At 51.9% G+C, this 21,747-nt stretch carries 21 protein-coding genes and 1 riboswitch; of the genes, 8 read left to right on the forward strand and 13 right to left on the reverse strand.

From position 1 onward, the window contains the following. Positions 1 to 71: 71 nt before the first annotated feature. The 3 genes from JUF22_RS01640 to JUF22_RS01650 form a co-directional block, all read right to left on the reverse strand. The gene (locus JUF22_RS01640; protein ID WP_203642666.1) at positions 72 to 1,049 is read right to left on the reverse strand and encodes a cation diffusion facilitator family transporter; all 978 of its coding nucleotides are present in this window, start codon (positions 1,047 to 1,049) and stop codon (positions 72 to 74) included. Between the two features lie 84 nt (positions 1,050 to 1,133). Continuing rightward, positions 1,134 to 2,108, reverse strand: a complete 975-nt coding sequence (locus JUF22_RS01645) for a serine hydrolase (protein ID WP_203642668.1) — start codon at positions 2,106 to 2,108, stop codon at positions 1,134 to 1,136. A 71-nt stretch (positions 2,109 to 2,179) separates the two neighbouring features. Next, positions 2,180 to 2,950, reverse strand: coding sequence for a hypothetical protein (locus tag JUF22_RS01650; RefSeq protein ID WP_203642670.1), 771 nt, complete (start codon positions 2,948 to 2,950; stop codon positions 2,180 to 2,182). 1,350 nt (positions 2,951 to 4,300) lie between these two features. On the opposite strand from JUF22_RS01650, the gene JUF22_RS01655 reads away from it, so the two are divergent. Beyond that, on the forward strand, positions 4,301 to 5,473 hold the full coding sequence (locus JUF22_RS01655) for an iron-containing alcohol dehydrogenase (protein ID WP_203642671.1): 1,173 nt from the start codon (positions 4,301 to 4,303) through the stop codon (positions 5,471 to 5,473). A 491-nt stretch (positions 5,474 to 5,964) separates the two neighbouring features. Further along, complete coding sequence (locus JUF22_RS01660) at positions 5,965 to 6,621, forward strand: HAD family hydrolase (RefSeq protein ID WP_203642672.1); 657 nt, start codon at positions 5,965 to 5,967, stop codon at positions 6,619 to 6,621. Positions 6,622 to 6,673: 52 nt separating this feature from the next. On the opposite strand, the gene JUF22_RS01665 is transcribed toward JUF22_RS01660, so the two are convergent. Then, the gene (locus JUF22_RS01665; protein WP_203642676.1) at positions 6,674 to 7,300 is read right to left on the reverse strand and encodes a GyrI-like domain-containing protein; all 627 of its coding nucleotides are present in this window, start codon (positions 7,298 to 7,300) and stop codon (positions 6,674 to 6,676) included. A gap of 71 nt (positions 7,301 to 7,371) precedes the next feature. Continuing rightward, the gene (locus JUF22_RS01670; RefSeq protein WP_203642678.1) at positions 7,372 to 7,842 is read right to left on the reverse strand and encodes a GyrI-like domain-containing protein; all 471 of its coding nucleotides are present in this window, start codon (positions 7,840 to 7,842) and stop codon (positions 7,372 to 7,374) included. 79 nt (positions 7,843 to 7,921) lie between these two features. Here JUF22_RS01670 and JUF22_RS01675 point away from each other — a divergent pair, with 79 nt between their 5' ends. From JUF22_RS01675 to JUF22_RS01685, 3 genes are all read left to right on the forward strand, one after another. Further along, complete coding sequence (locus JUF22_RS01675; RefSeq protein WP_203642680.1) at positions 7,922 to 8,887, forward strand: helix-turn-helix transcriptional regulator; 966 nt, start codon at positions 7,922 to 7,924, stop codon at positions 8,885 to 8,887. 366 nt (positions 8,888 to 9,253) lie between these two features. Further along, complete coding sequence (locus JUF22_RS01680; protein ID WP_203642682.1) at positions 9,254 to 9,748, forward strand: hypothetical protein; 495 nt, start codon at positions 9,254 to 9,256, stop codon at positions 9,746 to 9,748. An 11-nt stretch (positions 9,749 to 9,759) separates the two neighbouring features. Beyond that, entirely contained in the window at positions 9,760 to 10,272 is a 513-nt protein-coding gene (locus JUF22_RS01685; RefSeq protein WP_203642684.1) for a hypothetical protein, read from the forward strand. 133 nt (positions 10,273 to 10,405) lie between these two features. Here JUF22_RS01685 and JUF22_RS01690 read toward each other — a convergent pair whose 3' ends face one another. From JUF22_RS01690 to JUF22_RS01710, 5 genes are all read right to left on the reverse strand, one after another. After that, the gene (locus JUF22_RS01690; protein WP_203642686.1) at positions 10,406 to 11,788 is read right to left on the reverse strand and encodes a sugar porter family MFS transporter; all 1,383 of its coding nucleotides are present in this window, start codon (positions 11,786 to 11,788) and stop codon (positions 10,406 to 10,408) included. A 246-nt stretch (positions 11,789 to 12,034) separates the two neighbouring features. Then, positions 12,035 to 12,706, reverse strand: a complete 672-nt coding sequence (locus JUF22_RS01695) for an ABC transporter ATP-binding protein (RefSeq protein ID WP_203642688.1) — start codon at positions 12,704 to 12,706, stop codon at positions 12,035 to 12,037. Positions 12,707 to 12,709: 3 nt separating this feature from the next. Further along, positions 12,710 to 13,771, reverse strand: a complete 1,062-nt coding sequence (locus JUF22_RS01700) for an ABC transporter permease (RefSeq protein ID WP_203642690.1) — start codon at positions 13,769 to 13,771, stop codon at positions 12,710 to 12,712. Between the two features lie 11 nt (positions 13,772 to 13,782). Continuing rightward, positions 13,783 to 14,292 (reverse strand): TetR/AcrR family transcriptional regulator, encoded by a 510-nt coding sequence (locus JUF22_RS01705; protein ID WP_203642691.1) that lies wholly within the window; start codon positions 14,290 to 14,292, stop codon positions 13,783 to 13,785. A gap of 611 nt (positions 14,293 to 14,903) precedes the next feature. Continuing rightward, a complete protein-coding gene (locus tag JUF22_RS01710; protein ID WP_203642829.1) occupies positions 14,904 to 16,046 on the reverse strand; it encodes an MFS transporter in 1,143 nt (380 codons plus the stop codon). A gap of 159 nt (positions 16,047 to 16,205) precedes the next feature. Between JUF22_RS01710 and JUF22_RS01715 the strand changes: the two genes are divergently transcribed. After that, positions 16,206 to 16,685 (forward strand): hypothetical protein, encoded by a 480-nt coding sequence (locus JUF22_RS01715; RefSeq protein ID WP_203642692.1) that lies wholly within the window; start codon positions 16,206 to 16,208, stop codon positions 16,683 to 16,685. A gap of 288 nt (positions 16,686 to 16,973) precedes the next feature. Next, positions 16,974 to 17,636 carry a Fic family protein gene (locus JUF22_RS01720; RefSeq protein ID WP_203642694.1) on the forward strand — a complete coding sequence of 221 codons (663 nt, stop codon included), beginning with the start codon at positions 16,974 to 16,976 and terminating at the stop codon, positions 17,634 to 17,636. 71 nt (positions 17,637 to 17,707) lie between these two features. On the opposite strand, the gene thiW is transcribed toward JUF22_RS01720, so the two are convergent. Then, positions 17,708 to 18,217 (reverse strand): energy coupling factor transporter S component ThiW, encoded by a 510-nt coding sequence (gene thiW / locus JUF22_RS01725; protein WP_203642702.1) that lies wholly within the window; start codon positions 18,215 to 18,217, stop codon positions 17,708 to 17,710. Between the two features lie 71 nt (positions 18,218 to 18,288). After that, positions 18,289 to 18,387: riboswitch (TPP riboswitch) on the reverse strand. Positions 18,388 to 18,518: 131 nt separating this feature from the next. On the opposite strand from thiW, the gene JUF22_RS01730 reads away from it, so the two are divergent. Next, positions 18,519 to 19,322 carry a hypothetical protein gene (locus tag JUF22_RS01730; protein WP_203642704.1) on the forward strand — a complete coding sequence of 268 codons (804 nt, stop codon included), beginning with the start codon at positions 18,519 to 18,521 and terminating at the stop codon, positions 19,320 to 19,322. A gap of 681 nt (positions 19,323 to 20,003) precedes the next feature. Here JUF22_RS01730 and JUF22_RS01735 read toward each other — a convergent pair. Together JUF22_RS01735 and JUF22_RS01740 are read right to left on the reverse strand one after the other, a co-directional pair. Then, positions 20,004 to 20,657 (reverse strand): response regulator, encoded by a 654-nt coding sequence (locus JUF22_RS01735; RefSeq protein ID WP_125764071.1) that lies wholly within the window; start codon positions 20,655 to 20,657, stop codon positions 20,004 to 20,006. Next, on the reverse strand, positions 20,650 to 21,699 hold the full coding sequence (locus JUF22_RS01740) for a sensor histidine kinase (RefSeq protein WP_203642706.1): 1,050 nt from the start codon (positions 21,697 to 21,699) through the stop codon (positions 20,650 to 20,652). Before JUF22_RS01740 ends, JUF22_RS01735 begins: the two co-directional genes overlap by 8 nt. Positions 21,700 to 21,747: the final 48 nt, after the last annotated feature.

Raw genomic sequence — 21,747 nt, forward strand, 5'->3', positions numbered from 1 at the left:
TGGGCGCGCCGCCGGGAACAGACGCGACCAGGCTCAGTTTTCACCAGCCCGGAGGCGAAGTCAACATCAATTTACCCCGCTGGAACGGCCATCACGTTGGTGTCGACGACGCCGAACTCGTGGCGCATCGCCGCTTCAATCTCCTCGCCCAACCGGTAACTATCCTGCACCTCCATGTGGGCGTCGACTGCGATCACCAAATCAACCGTGACCACGTTGCCGTTGTAGTGAGCCTTGAGATCTTCCACCCGTTTGACCCCCGCAAAGCCCGCGGCCATTTGCCGAAATTGTTCTTCTACTTCCGGGTCAAAGTAGTCGGCCAAATTCAAGCTACTCTCACGGAAAATCTTGATGCCCGCCGTCAAAATGTAAATACCGACCAGCATACTGGCCACCCCATCAAGCCAGGTCAGCTTGAAGGCCAGCGCGCCGCCAATCGCAATCATGGACGCAATACTGGTTATGGCGTCGCTCAAACTATCCAGCGCGGCGGCCGTCAATGCAGCGTTCTTTAATTTTCGACCGGCGCGCCGGTTCAGCCACCACACACCCAGCATGACGACCGTGGCGATACCGGCCCCCAGAATCGTAATCGGTTGGGGCACCTCCTGGTCGGCGGGATTCATGAGACTCTTGATGCCGCTGTAGATGACGCTGGCGGCAATGGCAATCATCACGATCCCGGTCAGCATGGTGAAGACCGTTTCGTAGTGAAACCGCGTCAACTGGAGGCGTTGGCCGTTGTGGCTGTAATCCTCCGGTAACGGCTGGCCCATCAAATCATCGTCGTGAATATCACGGGCAATGTAGATACCAATTAATAACAAAACGGTTGAAATAATCCCGGATAAATTATTAAACGCATCGGCCCGCAACGTTTGGGAGTGCCCCACAATCGCCAAATAAAATTCGATAACAGCGATGCCCAGGTAAGCCGCCACGTTTAAGTATAGGTGCCGCTGAGCGCCGCGTAACTTGGCCAACTCGGCCTGTTGCCGGGCCTGCCATTCGGCCTGTTCCTGTTGCCGATGCTCGTTCAATTCTTTCATACACAATCCCTCTTATCCGCTTAGATAGCTCCATTATAAGCCGTTTAGTCTCTGTTTGATTAGGGAATTTCAGTGTTCCCCAAATCAGTGAAATACGGCGGCATCAACCCGTTTGCCCAGTTGATTCATCGCCGGAATCTGCTGGGAAAGCTCGCCATTTTGCGACAGTGCCACGACCACCACGGCCTGCTTGCCCCGAGCAAAAATGGCCGCATCATTTTCCACGCCATAGGTATCGAACTCACCGGTCTTGTTGTAGATTTGACGACTGGCTGGCACCAATTTGGGTAGCTTGGTGTGATTGGTATTGGCCGCCATCAATTTTAAAATCGCCGTATCGGCAGACCGTGAAATCAGCTGGTGCCGCCAAATTTTCATTAGCAAGTTCCCCAAATCACGAGCAGAGGTTTCGTTGTCCCGTCCCGCTGCGAGCGCCTTTTGATCCATCATCTTTCGCCGGAGCACCGTTTGGGTGGCCCCCAGCCGCTTGATTTCCTGATTGACGGCCGCCAAGCCCCCGACCTCGCGGATGATGATGTTAGTGGCGGTGTTATCGCTCACGGTCATCATGTCCTTTAGCAATTCGCGATTGGTGACCCGCGTTCCGGCGGCTTGCGCCTGTAGATTTCCCGTGCCGCCCACCTTGTCCGCCTCCCGGAGCGTATAGGTCGCGGCCAAATCAAACTTACCAGCCGCAACCTGACGATAGACTGTCGCCAAAATAAACAACTTAATATCACTCGCGGCCTTCTGTGAACGGTTGTGCCAACTCAGCGTCTGCCCCGCCGTTGTTTGAATGAACACGGCGTTTTGCCCCTTCAAGTGGCCCATCGTGCTCTGCGCAATTTGTTTAAATGGCGCGGCTGGAACCGGCTTGGTCGTTTGGGACTTAGCCGCTTTTGCTTTAGGTGTTTTTGGCTTGGTTACGCTAGAACTGGCCGATGCCGAGCGGCTAGATGTCATTTTTTTCGCCGCCTGATGTGCTTGGCCACGCGACTGACAGCCGACCAATCCCAAACTTGTGACACCGACCAGTAACCACAATCCCCATTTTTTCATCAAAATTCCTCCTGACCTAAAAATACACGGCGGCCGTCAGATGCGGGTTGCCGTGTACTAAAGATCTTAATTTACTGCATCCAGACTTCGTTCACTAAATCCCCATCGTACGAGTTCCCGTCCGTCAACACGATATCATCGTCGTAGGACGTGTAACCGTAGTACGTTTCGTGCTCGCCATTGCTCCAAACCACGTCGATTTCCACGTTGGCATCGATGGTCTTGGTGTCGTTGGTGCCGGTCGTCACGTCATAGGACAAGACACCGTGCGCGCCGGAATCCTTGATGGTCGCGGTCCCATGAAAGGCGGAACCGTCGTTGTTGTTCTGCACGACCGAGCCGTTATCGTGAATCGTCAACGTTTCCTGTTGCCGGTCGCCATCGTCGTCATTATAGAAATAATAGTCGCCAACGTACTTGCTGTAACCGTCAAAACTATTGTTGGTAGTCGTTGTGGTCGTATTGCCGCCACTGGCCTGACTCGTGGCCGCGCTATTGCCCTTGGACTGGGTCTTCTTCAACAGAAATTTGTCATTGCTCTTTTGCAGACTGAAAAATTCCGTCTTCAGGGCGCCAAAGCCCTTCTTGTTCAAGTCCGTCAGATTAATGCTGCTCAGCTTTTTGTTCGACTGCTTGTATTTGCCATCGGCATTCAAGGATTGTGCCGCCGCAATGATCGACTCATCTTTGGCCGTTTTCCCCGACGCCTGTTTACGACTGGACTGGTTTTGCTTAAACGCATTCTTGGCCTGCTGACTACTCATACTAGACGTGCATCCCGCCAAACTCCCAGCCGCCAACAACGCAACAGCGACCGTTAGCCAATGCTTTTTATGTGCCATTTTTCTGCCTCCGCAATTGATTTATGTACTTCTTAGTTTCAATTTTAGGCCAACCCATCAACAACTACAATGGCTAACACTAAATAGTGATTGTCCGATTAATAATTAAGATAAACGACAATCATTGTCGCAGATTACTGTCTTAAATATGCTAATAATGTCCTATGCATACGATGGACAGCAACTATCCCTTCAACTCAATTTAGCAACTGGGCACGCCAACAATCACCCTCCCGTAACTACGGGCTAAACTAGTGTCAGCCGCAGAGATGGCGGAAATTGCGCCATTCACATACCAGGTGAGTGACCAGAGGCGGATCAAAATGACCAGCTGTGTCGATGCTCTTAGCTGAGTGCTTTATTCTCAGCTTAGAGCATCGGGCGACCTTTGAGACCGCACTCCGGCTCAAAGTCGAGGTGGAAGACTGCCTTTTAGTCTGGAACCGACCCCACAGCAGGGCGTTTTGAATCCGCCGCCGGGAACGGAATAGCTACTACGTTCCGACGTAATTTCCACCATTCCTTCAACCCAATTTAGACTAGACTAAGACAATTGGGCACGCCAACGACCACCCTCCCGTAACTGCGGGCTAAACCAGCGTCAACCGCAGGGATGGGAAAACTGCACCACCATGTTAGTGACCAGAGGCAGGTCAAGGTGAACAGCTGTGTCGGTGGTCTTGGCTGAGTGCTTTATTCTCAGCTTAGAGCACGGGGCGACCTTTGAGACCGCGTCTCAGGCTGGAGCCGGACCACCCAACGGCGGACATTAACTGCCACCAGCCATAACCAAATGTACCAACAACCAATCCCGTACCCGCGGGTTAAACTCGTGTCTGCCGGAGGGATGGTGGAAATGAGCTCAGCCGTGGGAGTTGCCTTAGTGGCCTGCCACTTAGGCAACTGCTATCTTTGAGACGTGCTCTTCGGCTCAAAGTAAGTCCGGAGACCGCCCTTTGGCTCCGGACGTGCGCCCACCGCGTTCCGGTTCAATTTCCACCATCCCGGAGGCCGTGACAACGACTAGTTTAACCCGACCCCGGGAAAATGCGTCAGGGGGTTCACGACCCGGTGAAACCTGACGCAAGCAGCTGTCTCCCCCGAAATTCACACCAAAATGAGAACAATTTGTTTATCTTTTCATTAACCCGTTTTCATTATTGTAAGCGCTAAATAAATTTTCTTTAGGCATGATGAACACCGTCAAATCGGTGATATACCCTGGTTTTCTCGGACAACTAACAAACTTTTACCCGAAAGCAGTTGCAAACTGTAATTTTTTTAGTTATAATTGCTTTGTGAAATTGGTACCAATGATTTTCAAAACTTCCGAAAGAAGGCATTTGTATAATGGCTGAACGTAGTTATGACTTTCTTATGCCCAGTGTCAATTTCTTTGGCCCTGGCGTAATTAGCAAGATTGGTGACCGTGCAAAGATGTTAGGGATGAAGAAGCCCGTCATCGTAACGGATAAGTTCCTTGAAGGAATGGAAAACGGTGCGGTTGAACAGACCTTGAACTCCTTAAAGGCTGCTGGTGTTGACTACGTTGTGTACAACAACGTTGAACCGAACCCTAAGATTCGCAACATCAAAGAAGTTAAGAAACTTTACTTGGATTCAGGCGCTGACTCCATCATCACTGTTGGTGGGGGTTCTGCTCATGATACTGGTAAAGGTGCCGGCATTATCTTGACTAACGGTGATGACATCACCAAGTTAGCTGGGATCGAAACGCTCGACAAGGCTTTGCCACCACTGATCGCCGTTAACACGACTGCTGGGACGGGTTCAGAATTGACTCGTCACGCCGTTATCACGAACGAAGAAACCCACTTGAAGTTCGTTGTTGTTTCATGGCGGAACATTCCGTTGGTTTCCTACAACGACCCTACTTTGATGTTGGACGTTCCTAAGGGCTTAACTGCCGCTACTGGGATGGACGCTTTCGTTCAATCCATCGAACCATACGTTTCTGTTGACCACAACCCAATCACCGACTCACAATGTATCGAAGCTATCAAGTTGATTGAAACTTCCTTACGTGAAGCCGTTGCTAACGGCCACAACCTTGAAGCTCGGACCAAGATGGTCGAAGCTGAAATGTTAGCCGGGATGGCCTTCAACAACGCTAACTTAGGTTACGTTCACGCCATGGCTCACCAATTAGGTGGTCAATACGACGCTCCTCATGGTGTTTGCTGTGCTTTGCTCCTGCCTTACGTTGAAGAATACAACATCATTGCTTGCCCAGAACGTTTCGCTGAATTAGCTGAAATCATGGGCGAAAACACTGAAGGCTTATCAACGCGCGACGCTGCCGAATTGTCCATCAAGGCCATGAAGCAAATGTCACAAGACGTTGGTATTCCTAAGTCCATCAAGGAAATCGGTGCAAAGCCAGAAGACTTTGAACTGATGGCTGAAAACGCCTTGAAGGATGGGAACGCCTTCTCTAACCCTCGTGTAGGGACTAAAGAAGATATCGTTAAGATTTTCCAAGCAGCTTACGACGCAAAATAGAGTGCGGAGTGGGGCGCTTAGACAGCGAGCATTAACGGCGTAACGGAAATGCCCCCGCACCTGGGGGATTTTCGTTACGGTGTTAAGCGGAACTGTCTGCCCCACGGAGCACGTTTCAGAGGCCGCAAGTCTCCGGAATAGATAAGTGGAGAACCCGACTAACTGTCTGATTCTTACATCACGTTTTAGCATCTGTCAGTCCCACCGGTTCAAGGGTCCAATAACAGAGGCCAGTCCCTCTGCGACACACCACCCCGGTAACCGCCAACAACGTTCACAACCAGACAGCCCCCCGCTATCCAGCTTGTGAACCATGTTACGGACTGACAACTGCGATCGGTTAGAATTAACCGTCTAACCGATCAGAAAATTTCAGTGGCCACCTGGTTACCCCCTCTTGGTCACCACTAAAAATTGATTGATTGTGTATTACAACGACGAAAAGCCACCTTTGCGGGTGGCTTTTTAGTTTAACTAAGGAAGTTATTCCGATGACAAAATTTCTAACCTTTGACTGTTACGGCACCCTGCTACGGGAGGAAGGCACCTACGCGGAAATCGTGCGGGCCGCCCTCCAGCTGGGGGTCGATGCCAAATTGGCGCGGCAACGATTCATCACCTACCAGGGCGACCGCAACAACATGCATCCCTACCTGGACTATGATCTGCTGACCCGCAACAACTTACTCCACCTAGACGAACAATTTGGCCTCCAACATGGTTTCGAGCGCTACTATCCCGAGGTGTTAATGGCGCACCGCGCGCTCACGCCGTTCCCCGAAGTCATTGCCACGCTCAAAACGTTGCGTGAGCGCGGCTACCATCTGATTATGATGTCCAATTCCAGCTGGGACATCATCCCCGCCAATGCCGACAGCCTCCAGGTGCCCTTCGACATTTGGACTGCCGAGGACGTCCACGCCTACAAACCGGATCACACCTTCTTTGACGCCGTGGGCAAGCATTACGGCTTCACTCCCGAGAATCACTGGCACATCGCACAGGGCTACGCCAGTGACATCATCCCCGCTGATCAGCTTGGCTGGCGGTCGATTTGGGTCAACCGGGAAAACGCGAAACCCACAGCTGCCGCTCGGCCAACCCACATGGTGACCACCCTGGATAGCGTTCTACAGTGGCTCCCGTAATTTTTTAATCATACCAAAAAAGTCGTCCGATAATTGTCAGGCGACTTTTGCGTTACTTCGGTTGAACCCGATACCGTAGCAGGGTTTTCGCCCTTTCCGGAGCAGTCCGGCGGGCATCCGTCAGGTAAATTTCGCGGTGCCAGTAATCGCCCATGGTGGGGATGACCTGCAAGTTCTGCTCGGTCAAGACCGTCTGGAGCTGGGCAAACGTGGCCGGCTCATCGTCAAACGGCCCCTGATGGATGGTCTGGAGCACCTGTCCCTCCGAGTAGGTTTCCCAGCTCAATTGGTCAAAGTAGGGATTGGTCTTCTTCGCTTGAACGTCAGCCAAGGCCTGGTCAAAATCCGTGGCCGTCAACCGGTCTGGCTGGCGCAACATGATTTTGTATTTCAAGGCCGCCTTGTTCAGGTCGGCCCCGCGTGAGCCATCAGTCGTCGTCCAGACGCCCTCCAACGGGTAAACCGTGTACTCGTAGGGTTCGCCCAGCTCGCCGCGTTTCAGCGCCATTCGCAGCTGATAGGCCACCGGATACAGGGCGGCAACGTGCTCCCCGAAGTCCGGCTGATTGGGATCACCCTGGCCTTCAATCGTGATAAAGTTCAGTGCTGGCAACGTCAAAAGTGTCGGTTGCTTGGATAAGTACCAGTCCTTCTCTGCCTTGCGCCATTCATGTTTCATGGAAACGCCTCCTCGTTAATATTTCCATTATACAAAAAATCGTCAGCCACCTGCACTGACGATTCACGAATTTATTTCTCGACTAAAGGAACCAGCATTTCGCCGTGAACACCGGCGTCATCGCTCCCAGTCACGTAAGACGTGTTGGGACCACCCACGTAGGCGTAGTCGGTTAATTGGGGTAAGATTTCGCCGAAAGCGGGACCTTCGAGCGCGTTGTACAGCCCCATTTGATCCGCAGCCGTGCCGGTAATGACCAGGTATTTGCCAGCGGGAAATTCAATCAACCGTTGACCCGCTGCGGCCGTCGCAGCCGTCGTCACTTGTCGACCGGCGTAGTAGTGAAATTCACCGTTGATGGCTTCGTTAACCGCGAAGGGGTAATCGTTGATGCCGTCCAGCTTTGCCAGCGCTTGATCCGCGTTGATCTTTTGCCAGAAGTTCGCCTTCTGCTGACCCATTTCGGGGAAGTTGCCAGTCAGCACCGTGTCGATGCCTAAAACAGTGAATGCGGGTTTCGTTTCAATCGTGTAATTTGCCATATTGTGGTGGCCTCCTTCAAATGATAGACTCAGTATAGTCACTAATGGTTTCAAAAACTGACGCTATTGGGAGAAAATCATGACAAAAACGGAACGGGTCAATACCATGATGCGGTACATCAACAATCGCCAATTTTTTACGATTCGTGAATTGATGGCCCACTTTCAGGTGTCGCGGAGCACGGTCATTCGTGATCTTGAAAATATTCAGGAGCTGGGGATGCCCCTGACGTCGAGCGTCGGCCGCGATGGCGGTTACGCCGTTCTTCAGAATACCCTGTTGCCCGCCGTGCAGTTCAACAATGAAGAGCTGAAGGCTCTATTTGTCAGTTTCCTAGCGACGTTAAATACCCAGCTTCCCTACCTGCAGAATCGCAATACCTTAACGGAGAAGCTCGTGGCCATCGCCTCGCAGGCCCAGCAGGATGACCTCCTGACGCTCCAGGAGCTACTAGTTTTCAGTCACACCAACCCGGCCAACACCAAATTAACCGAGCTGACTGACTTTGCGCCACCCATGCTGCGCACACTACTAAATAACTGTTTGAGCAGTCGCCAGCTCTGTCTCAAACTGGCGACGACCACCCGCACCGTTTGGGTTCGCCACGTCTACAATCGTCAGGCCATCTGGTACGTCGACGCGTGGGACCTGAACGACAACGGCTTCTACGAATTAAAAGTCACGGACATCGTGGCCATCACCCCGGTCGCTCAGGAACAGACGCTGGACCCGGACGCCATCACTGCGGCTATCAAAGCGGCCCGGCCGCAACCCAATGTTTGCTTGGAATTGACGACCGACGCCATTCAACAGTTTAAACAGCATCCCCATCCCACGGCGCCACTTCAGTACCGTGACCAGTTCCAGCAGAGGGCTATATTGGAATGCTACCTGGACCCAGCCTCGCCAGAACAACTCCAGGACTTTGCCCGCTGGTTTCTTTACTTGGGTCACGCAGCCACGCTTCAGACGGCGCCAACCGAATTGATTGCTGCCATCCGCACTGAATGTCAGGAGCAATTGAGCCAACTACCTACAGAATAATTGTCGTCATCCACCGAAATTTGGTGGATTTTTTGCTTTTCAGGGCGAATGTAAAAAGTTCTCTAATTTATTTATTTATACATCCAATCCTCATAACAAATGGGTATTTTTCAAGTTCACCATGATTACGCTAATTTAACGTTAGCATCACTAAAAATGACAATGACTCAATTTTCAGCACCTATTCCCTTGGATTCAACTGGTACATAGCTGAGTAAAATCAGTACATAGAATGACCTCGAAACGCTGATATATCAGCGTTTTCCAAGCTTGCATGTCCTCAATCTAGGTGCTATCATTAATTTTGTTAACAAGGAAGCAATTCAACGGCGCTGTTGAAAATAACTAACAAAGGAAGTACCACTTATGAACAATTTAAATGAAATCATTTTAGACATGTTAGCAAAATTCCAAGCAAAGTACCCCAACAGTGTCGTTTCTCCTATTCGATTAATCAAACGGGCCATCTACAACTACGAACACCGGCGTTGGTCCTACGACCATGAGTTCCTGGCCGCAGCCCTCGTCATGGTCGGACCCCAAGCGTTTGACTTTGCGGACCTGAAGCGGGTGGCCACGGACCTCTCCGGCGTCCAATATGAAGCCATTAATATTACAGCGGACCTCGATGCCTTCATTCGGGTCTGTGCGGATGTGTGTGGCGTCACGCCCACTGCCTTTGCGGCTCGGATGAGCAACTGTGACTTCGCCTTCGCTGACCTAGACCAAGCCACCACCATCCCTATGTCTGACCGCGGTTACGATCATTATGCAAAGCAAACAGGCATCGTCTGTGGTATGCTCAAGGGCAAGTCCCTGGCTGAGGTGCAAGCACTGATTTCAACGATTTTTAGCAAATAAGGCGGTGCCCGATGACCTTACACCTCCTAACCCCAGAAACCCTAACCGTTCTCACGCACCACAATGCCGATCCACAAACGACCTACATCGACGGGCGGGTCGCCGCTAACTATGGCGTGTGCCACCGAGTTTACCGACCGTGGACGTTTGACACCGACTTTCTCGTCGCGAGCCTGCTCTACTACGGCACACCAATTCTGCCGCCAGCGTTGCTCAACCAGCGCGTTCGCCAGTTTACCAGCCAGCAACACGGTCGCTACTTCTTCACCAATCAAACCGACAACATCACGCGAGGGTGCGCCCAAATTGCCGGGGTCTCAAACGACGACTTTCACCTGCGACTGGCGCAGGCCCGCCTCGCCTTCAAGGACTTAGAGCTGACCCCCAAATTTCCGCTGGACCCCGTCGCGGATGTGCGTTATCCCCAACAGCTCTGGCTGCTCTGCCAGCTCGTTGCCAAAGCCGACCGCACCACGATTCAACAATTTATGACACTTCTCCTGGGCGGTCCCGATGCCGCCTAGGAGACAGAAAAGCCGCCTAACTCAGGCGGCTTTTTGACTACTCTTTTTTCACCATGTGCTAACCGACATTTTCTATCTCTCGTCCCAAACGAAAAGGCCCGGACCAACGCCCAAGCCTTTCATGGTTAACGTTCTATTTGCCTGACATTTCAGCTTTCTTATCGTTATGCCGCAGTTCCATTTCGATTTCTTCCAGTGACTTGCCCCGCGTTTCAGGAACCAAGTAGTGGACGAAGAACATGGACAAGACGGCGAACACAGCAAAGACGGCGAATGGGCCACCGACGTTGTTGTGGAAGTAAGCCAGCATGACCAGGAAGAATTGGGAAACCAAGAAGTTCCCAATCCAGTTGGCTGCGGACCCGATGGAAGACCCGATTCCCCGGACACTCAATGGGAAAATTTCCCCAATCGTGACCCAGGCAATGGGACCCCAAGAAATGGCGAACCCGAAGATATAAATGGCAATCAGAATCATGGTTGGCACGGCCGTCGTGTGGATGTCCATGGTGAAGTTCATCACGGCTAAAATCCCTAAGGAAACGGCCATCACGATTGACCCAAACATCAGGAAGGTCTTCCGGTTGAATTTGTCCATGATAAACGTGGCCAGCACCGTGACCACAAAGTTCACGATCCCAATCCCAACAGAAATCCAGATGGCACTACCTTCCGCGAAGCCAAATCCCTTAATGAAGACTTGGGGCAGGAAGTAAATCACGGAGTTGATCCCAACTAATTGTTGCAGCAACATGATACCGACCGCCACAACCACGGCTGGCCGGGCAATCGTAAACAGTTCCTTGACGCCACCCTTAGGTTGATTGGCAACGGTTTCAATTTCGGCCAATTCCTTTTCAGGATCATCGGTCGTATTCTTCCGTAACATTTTTAAAACGCTCAAGGCTTGTTCGCTGTCACCCTTTTCGGCCAAGAACCGTGGGGATTCGGGTAATAACAGGCCACCAATCAGCAGTAAGGCCGCTGGAATCAAGGCTGACCCCAACATCCACCGCCAGTCACGGATACCCAACAGGTTGTGGTTCAAGAACCCCAGGTTAGACACGTAGGCCAACAGAATCCCTAAGGTAATCATCAATTGGAACAAGGTCCCCAGAGACCCCCGGCGTTCAGCGGGCGCCAATTCGGCCAGGTAAGCTGGCGTCAAAGCGGACGCAGACCCCACGGCAAAGCCCAAGATAATCCGGGCGATAACCATGGACCAGAAGCCCACGGCCACCATGGATAACGATGACCCTAACAGGAACAGGATCGCGGCTAAAATCAGCAGTCGCTTCCGCCCATATTTATCGGCCAACGGACCCACGCCCAGTGCCCCGACGGAAGACCCAATCAGCACGGATGACGTGATGAACCCCGTCTGGCCAATGCCTAAGTTAAAGTTGTTTTCGATCAATGGTGAGGCCCCAGAAATAATACCAGTATCAAACCCGAATAAGAGGCCACCTAATGCACCGAATGTGAAAATAAAAAATGTACTCAAATGTCGATTCATATTAACTTTCCTCACCCTTCATAAATAATCAGCAAATACATGATACCGCTGGTGAGTTGTGTTGTAAACGCTTACTCTGGCGTTAAATCGCTCTTTTGGTCTTCACAAAGTCTGAAACTGCTCTAGACCAAATCCGCAGCTAACGCGATAGAAAAAGGGCCGCCAGTCAGGCAGTCCTTTCCGATGGTGTAGACCAATTTTGCGTATCTTCGCACAAAATCCGTCTACCCTTTTATAAAAATATTTTTAAGCGAGGGTCATCCGCCCATCCATAATCGCGTAAGTCTTATCCGCAAACTCCTGGAGCCGCAGGTCATGGGTCACGACCACGATGGCCTTGTTGTGCTGCTTGGCCAGGTCGTGGAGCAGTTGTCCGACCACCTTGACCCGGTCACTGTCGAGCGCCGCCGTGGGTTCGTCCGCTAAAATGATGTCGGGGTTCTGGTACAGCGCCCGCGCAATGGCGACCCGCTGCGTTTGCCCGCCGGACAGTTCGCCCGGATACTGCTTCGTCAGGTTAGCAATACCGAGTTGGTCTAACAGATTGGCCAGTTGTGCCGCCGTCAAATTACCGTGTGGCTTGACCCGGTCGACCAAGGTAAATTGGTCCTGGACCGACAGATACGGAATCAGGTTGTAGGCCTGCAAGATGAACCCAATCTTGTTTAACCGCAGGGCATCCCGCGCCTTCCCCTCCAATTGCTGGAGCGACTGGTCCTGCACGTGGACCTCACCGGCTGTGGGCGTTTGAATGCCACCCGCAATCGTCAAAAACGTACTCTTCCCGGAACCCGAAGGCCCAATCACCAGACTGACCTGGCCGGCCTCCGCCTCGAAGTTCACGTCCTTTAAGACGGTGACCTGGTTGGTGTCGTGCCCAAATTGCTTACTTACGTGTGCTAACGTCAATGCTGGCATGGTTTAACCTCCAATCACGCTGACGGGGTCAACGTGTAAAATAATCCGAACGGGAATCAAGGCACCCAGCACACCGGTCAGGAGAATCCCCCCGGTCACGCCGGCAAGTAGCGGCAGGTTAAAGCTCATCGGCAACCCGGCTGGCAGGACCAGCACCGTTGCCGCGGTCAAGGCAGCCCCGATAACCAGGCCCCCGACGACTAGGATCAGCGCCTGACTGATGGTCGTCGTGACCAAAACTTTTGCCGGAATCCCCTGTGCGCGCAAAACCGCATAGTTGGGTAACTTTTGCATGGTTAAAATATACAGGAACACGGCAATCACGACCATCGCAATCACCATCAAGAAGGCAATCATAAAGGTAAAGGTCGTGTTCTGAGCCGAATAACCCGGTAACTTGTTAATGAACTGGCTCATGGCGAGCGTCTTCAGGTCGCTGGTCTTGAGCTTAAAATCAGACCGGTTCGACACGATACCGCCGGCCTTGAAATCACTGGTGACGTGGCTCAACGTCCGCCAGGTCCCTAACGTCCCGTAAACGACCGGGGCCACGCTCAGCTTGGCGTTGTGGGTGAACCCAACAATTTTAAATTTTCCGCCGGTGGCGCCGAGACTCACCTTATCACCCAGGTGGTAGCCGTTAGTCTTAAAGCTATCGTCGACCAAAATTTGCCGGGCCGTGGTTGGCTTGTGGCCGCTCGTCACGATCAGCTTGCGATAAATAAATTCGCCGCGGTTGATTCCTAGGAACTGTGCGGATAACTTCGGTTGGCCCTTGGCCTTGGCGACCACCCCGGCTTGGCCGATGTAAGCCTCGTGGCTGGTCAGGGTCACTTTCTTGGCCGTCTGCTTGGTCATCAGTGACTGTGCCAGGCTATCGTTGGCATCACTGGTCACCGCAATTTTCTGGGCGTCCCAGGTCGCGATTGCCTGTGTGTTCTGCTGGGCCAGGCCGTACGCCAGCCCGCTCAACACGAAGACCAGGTAGCTGACCAGGACGACCATCCCGACGATCAGCCCATAACGCAGCTTCTCGTGGCGAATCTCCTTGAGTGCTAAAAACATGGTGGTGCCTCCTATTCTGCCAGTAACTGTAGGGCTTGCTGGAAGCGCGTCAACGCCGCATCCCGGTTAGCTGGTCGTAACATAATTTCTTTGATGGTCGCGTGACTCAGCACCATCGCCGACCAATCCGCCGCCGGTAAACTCACGGGCACGGGATGGTCGGGCAACAGACTTTCATTTTCACTATAGTGCCGGCGAATCAACTCATCGTATTGACTATTACTGAACTGATCCACGAAGGCCACCACGGCATCGTAGTACGTCGCCGGCGTAAACACCCCACTCGGCGTCGTCTCAACGTCCCGGTGAACGGCAGCCAAGGCCTCGTGGTAAACGGTTTGGTAGGCGTCCGTCAGGTCATCAAAGTACTTATAAAAGGCCCCCCGGGCAATCCCGGCAGCCGTCACGATTCGCGCAACCTGCGCCTCGGCTAAGCTATGATTAGAAAACTCCGTTAGTAAGGCCGCCATCACGCGCGCCCGTTTTTCAGGATTTAAGTTTTTAAAAGTTGTGGAAGGCATGTAAAAGACTCCTTTCAAGTTAAAAGTGACGTCGTGTCACTTTATTACGAGTGTCAGCATACCATGCAGGTGACACGGTGTCAACTTTGTTGTAAAAAAGAACTCGGCTAGGCTTCGCCGAGTTCTAACACTTCTATTGTAAGTTAAAATCCACCACTAAATTGATAAGTGATTAGCAACGAGCCACAAAACAAATTAGTCAGACCAACTTGATGGCGGGGCTAAACCCGTGTCAGCCGCAGGGATGGTGAAAATGGGACTAGCTATGAGCAATGTTAGTGACCAGAGGCGGGTCAAGCTGCCACTAAAAATATAACCCTAACACCACGCTGATAAGTAACTGACAACGACCCCGTAGCACAAATTAGCCAGACCAACTTGATGGCGGGCTAAACCCGTGTCAGCCGCAGGGATGGTGAAAATGGGCCAAGCCGTGGGAGTTGCCTTAGCGGGTTCCCCGCTTAGGCAACTGCTATCTTTGAGACGTGAACTTCGGCTCAAAGTAAGTCTGGAGACCGCCCTTCGGCTCCAGACGTGCGCCCACAGCGTCACGGCCCATTTTCACCATCCCGAAGGCGATGATTAGAACAAGTTTAACCCGCCAATTCAAGTTAGTCGGTAGCTAATTTTTGCGGCTCGCCAATCACGAAGTGGCCCGCCACCGCAATGACCAGGAACACCAAAGCCACCAAGCAAACGCCCAGCCAACCGGCATGACTCCACGCCCAGGTAGCGGACAAGGTCCCAATCGACCCGCCCAAGAAATAACTGAACATGAAGACGGAGTTGTTCCGACTACTCTGTTGGCGATTCAAGGACTGCACGATGGCCTGGCAGGACACCTGACTGAATTGGGTTCCCAAGTCGAGGAGAACAATCCCCACGATGAGGCCCAGCAGCCAGTGGCCGGCTAGCCAGAAAATCAGGAACGCGACGCCGGAGAAGACCATCCCCAGACCCACCGTCAAACGCGGTGACCGCTGATCGACTAACGTCCCAATCATGGGAGCGGCTAACACTCCCGCAATTCCTAACAGGCCGAGCAATCCGGCCACGCTGCTGCCCAGGTGATACTGCGCAGCGAGGTAAAAGGCTAGCGTGGACCACAGGACGTTGGACATGCCAAACAGGCAAAAGCCATTGATGGCCGCGCCGCGTAACGGTTTTTGACTCGCAAATAACTTGGGTAGCGTGCGAATGACCGGCCAGTATTTCAAATCCTGATGGCCCCGTTCGTCGTGGGGCAACTGGAAATGCACAATAACCAGAAAAACCAGGTCAATGGCCGCCGCTACCAGGTAGATATCCTGCCAGGGCATGATGCTCCCTAGCAATCCGCTAAAGGACCGCGACAGGAGAATCCCCGTCAATAGGCCGCTCAAAACGATGCCCAAGACCTTCCCCCGTTGGAGTCCCGGCGCCAAGTACCCGGCATACGGGATGATAATCTGGGGGGCCACCGAGGTGATGCCGACTAACCCCGTGGCGACCGCAAAGACGCCAGCGTTTGGCGCCCAATGCGCTAGTAATAAGGAAAGAATGGATAATACCATCATGAATTGAATCAATCGATACCGGTCGAAAATGTCTCCTAGTGGCACGATTAGTAACAGGCCAAAAGCGTATCCCAATTGCGTGACCATCGCCAGCATGCCGACGACCGCCTTGGACAGGTTGAAGTCCGCCGCAATTAAATTTTCAATCGGCTGGATAAAGTTCAGGTTGGCCACAATGACCCCCGTCACGACTGCCATCAATAAGATGGTCTTTTTTGACAACGCTGCTTGCTCTTTCACTCCGCAAAACCTCCTACGTAAAAGTTTAAGACTTTTACGCGGAAAAGGCCACCATCCCCCAGATTCCCGGTTAATCAGCCATTCTGGTATAATAGGCGGTATCGGAGGGGATTATTTATGAACAAATTTATAACAGGGACCATCGTTGTCTTGGGGTTAGCGCTCGGTTGCGGGGAAGCCACCACGGCGCAAGCTCAGGCCAAAGCCAAATGGATGCCTGGCACACCGAAACAGTTGCGCGGTGTCTGGTACGCCAAGCCACGCGTGCAACACCTGGGCCACGACACCACGGAAATCACGAACAACGCGATGATCTTGATTCCCAAGTGGTTGTACGTGATGTACGACTACGGCACCCACGACTATGGCGGCAATCGCCTGGCCTACAAGAAAGTTGGTCAGGCCTACCGCTTACGGTCCTACGACAGCGTCGAAAAAACGTGGGCCTACACCAAACTCCAGCGTCAGGGGAAGACGTTGAAGCTGCAAAAGTACGGAACACGTAAGACCGGAAAAGCCTTTAAGTCTCATGCCGGCCACACCTATCAGCTGCAATACAAACAAAAATTAAGTGTCAGCGTCTTAACCCGCAAGTAAGCGAAAGCGTCTGGGACAAAACTCATAACTCACGTATTGAAAGGGACTGTCCGAGAAATCGATGATTTCTCGGAACAGTCCTTTTTTGAATCTTATGTATACACAGAGAAGATAATCCCTGCTATTCTTAAGGCGCTGAACCCAAAAAGAAAAGGGATTATTAATCTCTATGCAGGTCAATACGTAGACTCAAGGCCTAGGCCTAGTTTCAACCAGGCCTAGCAGTTAAAACCCGGTCCTAACTATGCTAAAATTACTAGACGAATAAGCTTTACAGGAGGTGCCACCATGCAATTTACAAACAAATTTAAAATGACTAAGCAACAAGCGCAGTTTTTTGCTAAAAAGAACCTGGTCAACTTGGTCTACGCAACTTCCAAGTTTGAGGGCACACATGCCACGTTACCTCAGACACGGACCATCGTTGAGGGAATGTCAGTGTCTGGCATCTCAACGGACGACATCACCACTATCGTTAATTTAAAACGCGGTTGGCAATTCGCTATCGACAATCAGGCCCCCTATTCACTGGCTATCAGCAATGAGATCAATCGCTTGGTCGCCCAAGCTGATTCGCTTGACCCCGGTCATATCCGTACAGTCAATGTTACGTTAGACGATACGGAATACGTCCCAGACATTCCAGTTGCAGACCAAGTTCCGGAGCTGATCAACGCAGCTTTGGTGCAAGACAAAACGCAGACTGAAAGCTTGCTGGATCTATTGCTGTTGATGATGCGCAGTCAGTTTTACTGGGACGGCAATAAGCGTACGGCATTCTTGACTATCAACTATCTGGCCATCCCCATGGGTATCGGTATCATCACCGTCAACGAACAGCAATTGGAAACCTTCAACGAGTTGTTAGCCCCATTTTACGAAACCAATGACGGCCGACAACTGAAAGAGTGGCTATACGCTAATTGCATTCACGGACTCGATTTAGCTTAGAATACAGCCAAGAGAGTGGGTACACAAAAATCGAGCCTGGGGTTTTGTCTGTCCCAGACTCTTGCACCCATTTACTTGCCCTGAAGCTTATTCAATCGTGGCGCAATCACGGTCGACCACATGCTCTTCAAGAGCGCGTAAGCCAAGATAACCCCAACCAAGGCGCTCATGAAGAAGCTGGGTAGAAACAGCCAGACGGCCCCGGTCGTGCCCATCAACCAAGCGGCAACGGGATAGGCCACGAAGGCGCCAATCACGCCCGACCCCAGCAGTTCGCCACAGACGCCGGCTAGGAGCTTTCCCGTTTTCTGGAAGAGCCAGCCGCTAAGAAACGCGCCAATCATACTGCCAGGAAACGCCAACACCGTGCCTGTCCCCATGATATTGCGAATCACCGAAGTTAAAAACGCCTGCGCCAACGCCCACCACGGTCCCAACAAAACGCCAGAGACCACGTCAATCAAATGCTGAACCGGGGCAACCTTGGCGACCCCAATCGTAAAGGAAAACACACTCCCACCGATCACGGCCAACGCCACCAACATGGCGGTCAGCGTCATCGGATACACTTTCTTGGACATTCTCGTCACACTCCTACTGCAAATTCACCAAAAAAGCCCCGTTCCCCACGACGACGGCTCCCCTGGCATTTCCAGCAGACCGACCACTTTCCTACGCGAGTCTTAGCTCAACAGGTTCAAAGGGATTGGCACGTGTCCATCTCAGCCGACTGGCACCCCTAGTGTCTTTTTCAGTTAATCCCGACTATACCGGGTGTGAAATTTAAAAGCAACTCATAATATGCTGGACTGATTGAACGTTAATTGGATTATCTCTCACATCAAACGACAGACTGGTATACTAAGCAGTGGAGGGGATTATATGTTCAAAAAGATCGTTATCTTAACCTTTTTAACACTATCTGCTATCCTACTATTGCCGACCGCGGCGCACGCGAGCCAGTACGTGACGACCGACAGCTACAGCCTGTCGCGGCCGTCCTACTACCATAACCGGGATACTCAGACGCATTATTTGTGGAATCAACAGCACACGGCCAAACTACATAATACGAAATACTTTCCGCACACGACCTGGGTCGCCCAAAAGACGGCGCTGCTCCAGCATGGGACTCACGTGGCCCGCTACTACTACGTGGTCAGTAAGAACAAACGCACCGCGGGTTGGATCTGGCACGGCTTTCTAAAGTCCGGGACTTACCGCAAGCAAGTGCTCGCTACCGATGGACTCAGCCTATCAACGGCCCTGAACACCACTGACCAGAATCAGCTCAATCTTTTTGTCATTAAGCAGTTACAAAAGGATGGTTACGAAAACAATAACCACCTCGCAATGATGTACGATTACTACATGTCTAATCACCTGACGCCCGACCAGATGTCCATGGCCGCCGTCATTCAGCTTGTCCGGATCAAGAACCTAGACGCCGATAAAATTACGACGGTCAATCTCCCAGCTATCACAAATCTAGCAGCCGCGATTGACCCGCAGCACCACAACGCCAAATTGGAAACGATGGGCAAGGGCCAACTGGGCCTCAAAATCGTTGCCAGCGTCGAGAAGGCCCTAGTTGCCAACCACGATACGACCTACGTTTTATACCCAACGGCTAGCGGTAACCCGACAAATGGCCAGATTGCCTTCACGCTGTATCTTTACGAATGATGACTAAACACACACAAAGGCCTTGGGAAAATTCCCAGGGCCTTTGTGTGTGAAAAAAACTAAACTTATCTGCGTAACCTTCAGCAAATCAGCATCCGTCACCGCTAGTTTAGGTCTATACTCTTCCTAACCTAGATAACTGCAGCGGGGGATGTTTACATGAAACCAGTTAACATTTTTGACACCTACTCTAAATGGTTTAAGCTGCTAAACGCACTCTTTATCGGCGATAGCATTTACAGGATCATCAGACACTTGATTCGGAATCGTCCTAAAAATTAAAGCGCACTCAGGCTCAAACCTGAACGCGCTTTTACATAGGTAGTTATTTTAAAATATTATTCTGTCTAATCCTACCAAACCAAAACCGACACCCTTAACCATAACCACAAGTTTCAGTTCTAAACCCGTGTCAGCCGCAGGGCTGGGAAAACTGGGCCGGTCGTGGAAGTGACCAGAGGCGCGCCAAGGTGCCCGGCTGTGTCGATGGTCTTAGCTGAGCGATTTTTCTCAGCTTAGAGCATGGGACAACCTTTGAGACCGCACCCCAGGCTCAAAGTTGAGGTGGAAGCCCGCCCTTCGGCTGGAACCGACCCCACAGCAGGGCGCCTTGAGCGCACCGCCGGGAACGGACGCGACCAGGCACAGATTTCACCAGCCCGGAGGCGCCAGAACGCCCGTTTAGAACTCGATTAACTTGTGGTGGATGGCGTAGCGGACTAGCTCGACGTGCGACGTCAAATCCAATTTCCGCATAATACTAGCCTTATGTGCCTCCACCGTCTTGGTCGTGATATTCAGCTTAGCCGCCACTTCCTTGTTGGAGTACCCCAACGCCACCAGCGGCATGACTTCCCGCTCCCGTTTGGACAACGGACTGTGGCCCCACAGATTGGTCTTATCCACGTCCGTGAGGATATTCTTGATATCGGACTTCAGCAGGATGACGTTCTCATCCACGTAGTGCCGGCCGTTCACGATGGTCGTGATGGCATTGATGATCTCGCTATCCGGCGAACTCTTCAGGACGTAACCGGACGCACCGTTCTTAATGGCCTGATCCACGTAATCCTCTTCGCCATGCATCGATAAAATTAAAATCCAGATTTTCGGGTACTGGCTGTGAATGCGTTTGGTCGTCACCAGGCCACTTTCACCCGGCGGCATGCTCAAATCCATGATAATCATATCAATATCGCCCTGACCAGCGCGCACAAAAGTATCATTACCATTGGCCGCCTCCGCGACGACTTGGTAATCCGGCTGATCATCCACGATAGCTTTCAGGCCCGACCGCACGATTGCGTGGTCGTCCGCGACTAAGACTTTATACATGTTGAAGGCTCCCCTTACTCGTGCAGACTGGAAACTTAACCGACACCGTGGTCCCCACGTCCGGCGTAGATTCCAACTGGAAAATCCCACTCAATGACTTGATGCGTTCGTGCATATCGCTCAAGCCTAGCGAGTGGCCGTTAAATTGAGAATGTTTAGAGACGTCAAATCCATCCCCATCATCAATAATTTGGAGGGTAATAAAGTGGTTATGCTCAACCAATAAGAGCATAATCTCCTGCGGATTGGCATGTTTCACAGCATTGTTGATGGCTTCCTGAGCGACCCGGTACATGGCGCTTTGAATCGCCGACGATAGCTGTTCCGGCTTAGCGTTGCCGCCAACCGAAATTGCGATGCCGGTCGTGCTCTGCAGGCGGGTAGCTAATGACCGCAACGCTGCAAACAAGCCAAAGTCGTCCATGACTGACGGCCGCACCGCCAGCGCCATGTTCTTGACCTCGGCCAAGGTGGCCTGAAGCTGCTTGGTAATCGCGTCGGCCTGTTGTTGCCGTTCGGCCGGACTAAGGTCACAGTTGGCCAACCGTTTAACCCCGGTCGTCGCAAAGTACAGGCCCTGGGCAACGTTGTCGTGGAGGTCCGCCGAAATTTGATGACGGTCTTCCTCGTTGGCCTTGACCACGTAGCGACTGATTTCTTCATTCTGGGCCAGTCGGAGTCCCCGATTGACTGAACTACAGCTCTTTAACGTTAAGGAGGAGATATGTTGTCGCAGGTCCAGGGCCTTGTAAAACATCAAGTAGCCCGCGTCCGCCGAGTCATCCTCAGCGGCCAGGACCGGCACCACGACTTCTCGTGCCTGTTTGGCGATTTCACAGGTTGGGCAATCCGTTACAGGTCGTCCCTGTTGATTGACCGCTGCGTGGCCAATTTCATATAAGTAATGTGGATCAAAATTCAATTTTTCTTTCAAACACCGCGCTGCCTGATTACACGCTAGCATCTCATCTTCTTGGAATAAAATAATGGCAACGGGGGCGTTTTCAAAGTAACGATCAATCCACTTTTCGTTCTCATTCAAAGCCCATCCTCCTTGTCCTATTTTGGTTTAATCTTTAAATTATGTTCA

Source organism: Levilactobacillus lanxiensis (genome assembly GCF_016861655.1).
In the GTDB taxonomy this organism is placed as follows: Bacteria; Bacillota; Bacilli; order Lactobacillales; family Lactobacillaceae; genus Levilactobacillus; species Levilactobacillus lanxiensis.

What these genes read in the sequence shown, in the direction of transcription:
- JUF22_RS01650 (WP_203642670.1), bottom strand. Translation starts at nt 2,950, where the DNA reads ATGGCACATAAAAAGCATTGGCTAACGGTCGCTGTTGCGTTGTTGGCG.
- JUF22_RS01640 (WP_203642666.1), bottom strand. Translation starts at nt 1,049, where the DNA reads ATGAAAGAATTGAACGAGCATCGGCAACAGGAACAGGCCGAATGGCAG.
- JUF22_RS01700 (WP_203642690.1), bottom strand. Translation starts at nt 13,771, where the DNA reads ATGTTTTTAGCACTCAAGGAGATTCGCCACGAGAAGCTGCGTTATGGG.
- JUF22_RS01645 (WP_203642668.1), bottom strand. Translation starts at nt 2,108, where the DNA reads ATGAAAAAATGGGGATTGTGGTTACTGGTCGGTGTCACAAGTTTGGGA.
- JUF22_RS01695 (WP_203642688.1), bottom strand. Translation starts at nt 12,706, where the DNA reads ATGCCAGCATTGACGTTAGCACACGTAAGTAAGCAATTTGGGCACGAC.
- thiW (WP_203642702.1), bottom strand. Translation starts at nt 18,217, where the DNA reads ATGTCCAAGAAAGTGTATCCGATGACGCTGACCGCCATGTTGGTGGCG.
- JUF22_RS01655 (WP_203642671.1), top strand. Translation starts at nt 4,301, where the DNA reads ATGGCTGAACGTAGTTATGACTTTCTTATGCCCAGTGTCAATTTCTTT.
- JUF22_RS01660 (WP_203642672.1), top strand. Translation starts at nt 5,965, where the DNA reads ATGACAAAATTTCTAACCTTTGACTGTTACGGCACCCTGCTACGGGAG.
- JUF22_RS01735 (WP_125764071.1), bottom strand. Translation starts at nt 20,657, where the DNA reads ATGTATAAAGTCTTAGTCGCGGACGACCACGCAATCGTGCGGTCGGGC.
- JUF22_RS01720 (WP_203642694.1), top strand. Translation starts at nt 16,974, where the DNA reads ATGCAATTTACAAACAAATTTAAAATGACTAAGCAACAAGCGCAGTTT.
- JUF22_RS01705 (WP_203642691.1), bottom strand. Translation starts at nt 14,292, where the DNA reads ATGCCTTCCACAACTTTTAAAAACTTAAATCCTGAAAAACGGGCGCGC.
- JUF22_RS01675 (WP_203642680.1), top strand. Translation starts at nt 7,922, where the DNA reads ATGACAAAAACGGAACGGGTCAATACCATGATGCGGTACATCAACAAT.
- JUF22_RS01730 (WP_203642704.1), top strand. Translation starts at nt 18,519, where the DNA reads ATGTTCAAAAAGATCGTTATCTTAACCTTTTTAACACTATCTGCTATC.
- JUF22_RS01685 (WP_203642684.1), top strand. Translation starts at nt 9,760, where the DNA reads ATGACCTTACACCTCCTAACCCCAGAAACCCTAACCGTTCTCACGCAC.
- JUF22_RS01690 (WP_203642686.1), bottom strand. Translation starts at nt 11,788, where the DNA reads ATGAATCGACATTTGAGTACATTTTTTATTTTCACATTCGGTGCATTA.
- JUF22_RS01680 (WP_203642682.1), top strand. Translation starts at nt 9,254, where the DNA reads ATGAACAATTTAAATGAAATCATTTTAGACATGTTAGCAAAATTCCAA.
- JUF22_RS01670 (WP_203642678.1), bottom strand. Translation starts at nt 7,842, where the DNA reads ATGGCAAATTACACGATTGAAACGAAACCCGCATTCACTGTTTTAGGC.
- JUF22_RS01665 (WP_203642676.1), bottom strand. Translation starts at nt 7,300, where the DNA reads ATGAAACATGAATGGCGCAAGGCAGAGAAGGACTGGTACTTATCCAAG.
- JUF22_RS01715 (WP_203642692.1), top strand. Translation starts at nt 16,206, where the DNA reads ATGAACAAATTTATAACAGGGACCATCGTTGTCTTGGGGTTAGCGCTC.
- JUF22_RS01710 (WP_203642829.1), bottom strand. Translation starts at nt 16,046, where the DNA reads ATGGCAGTCGTGACGGGGGTCATTGTGGCCAACCTGAACTTTATCCAG.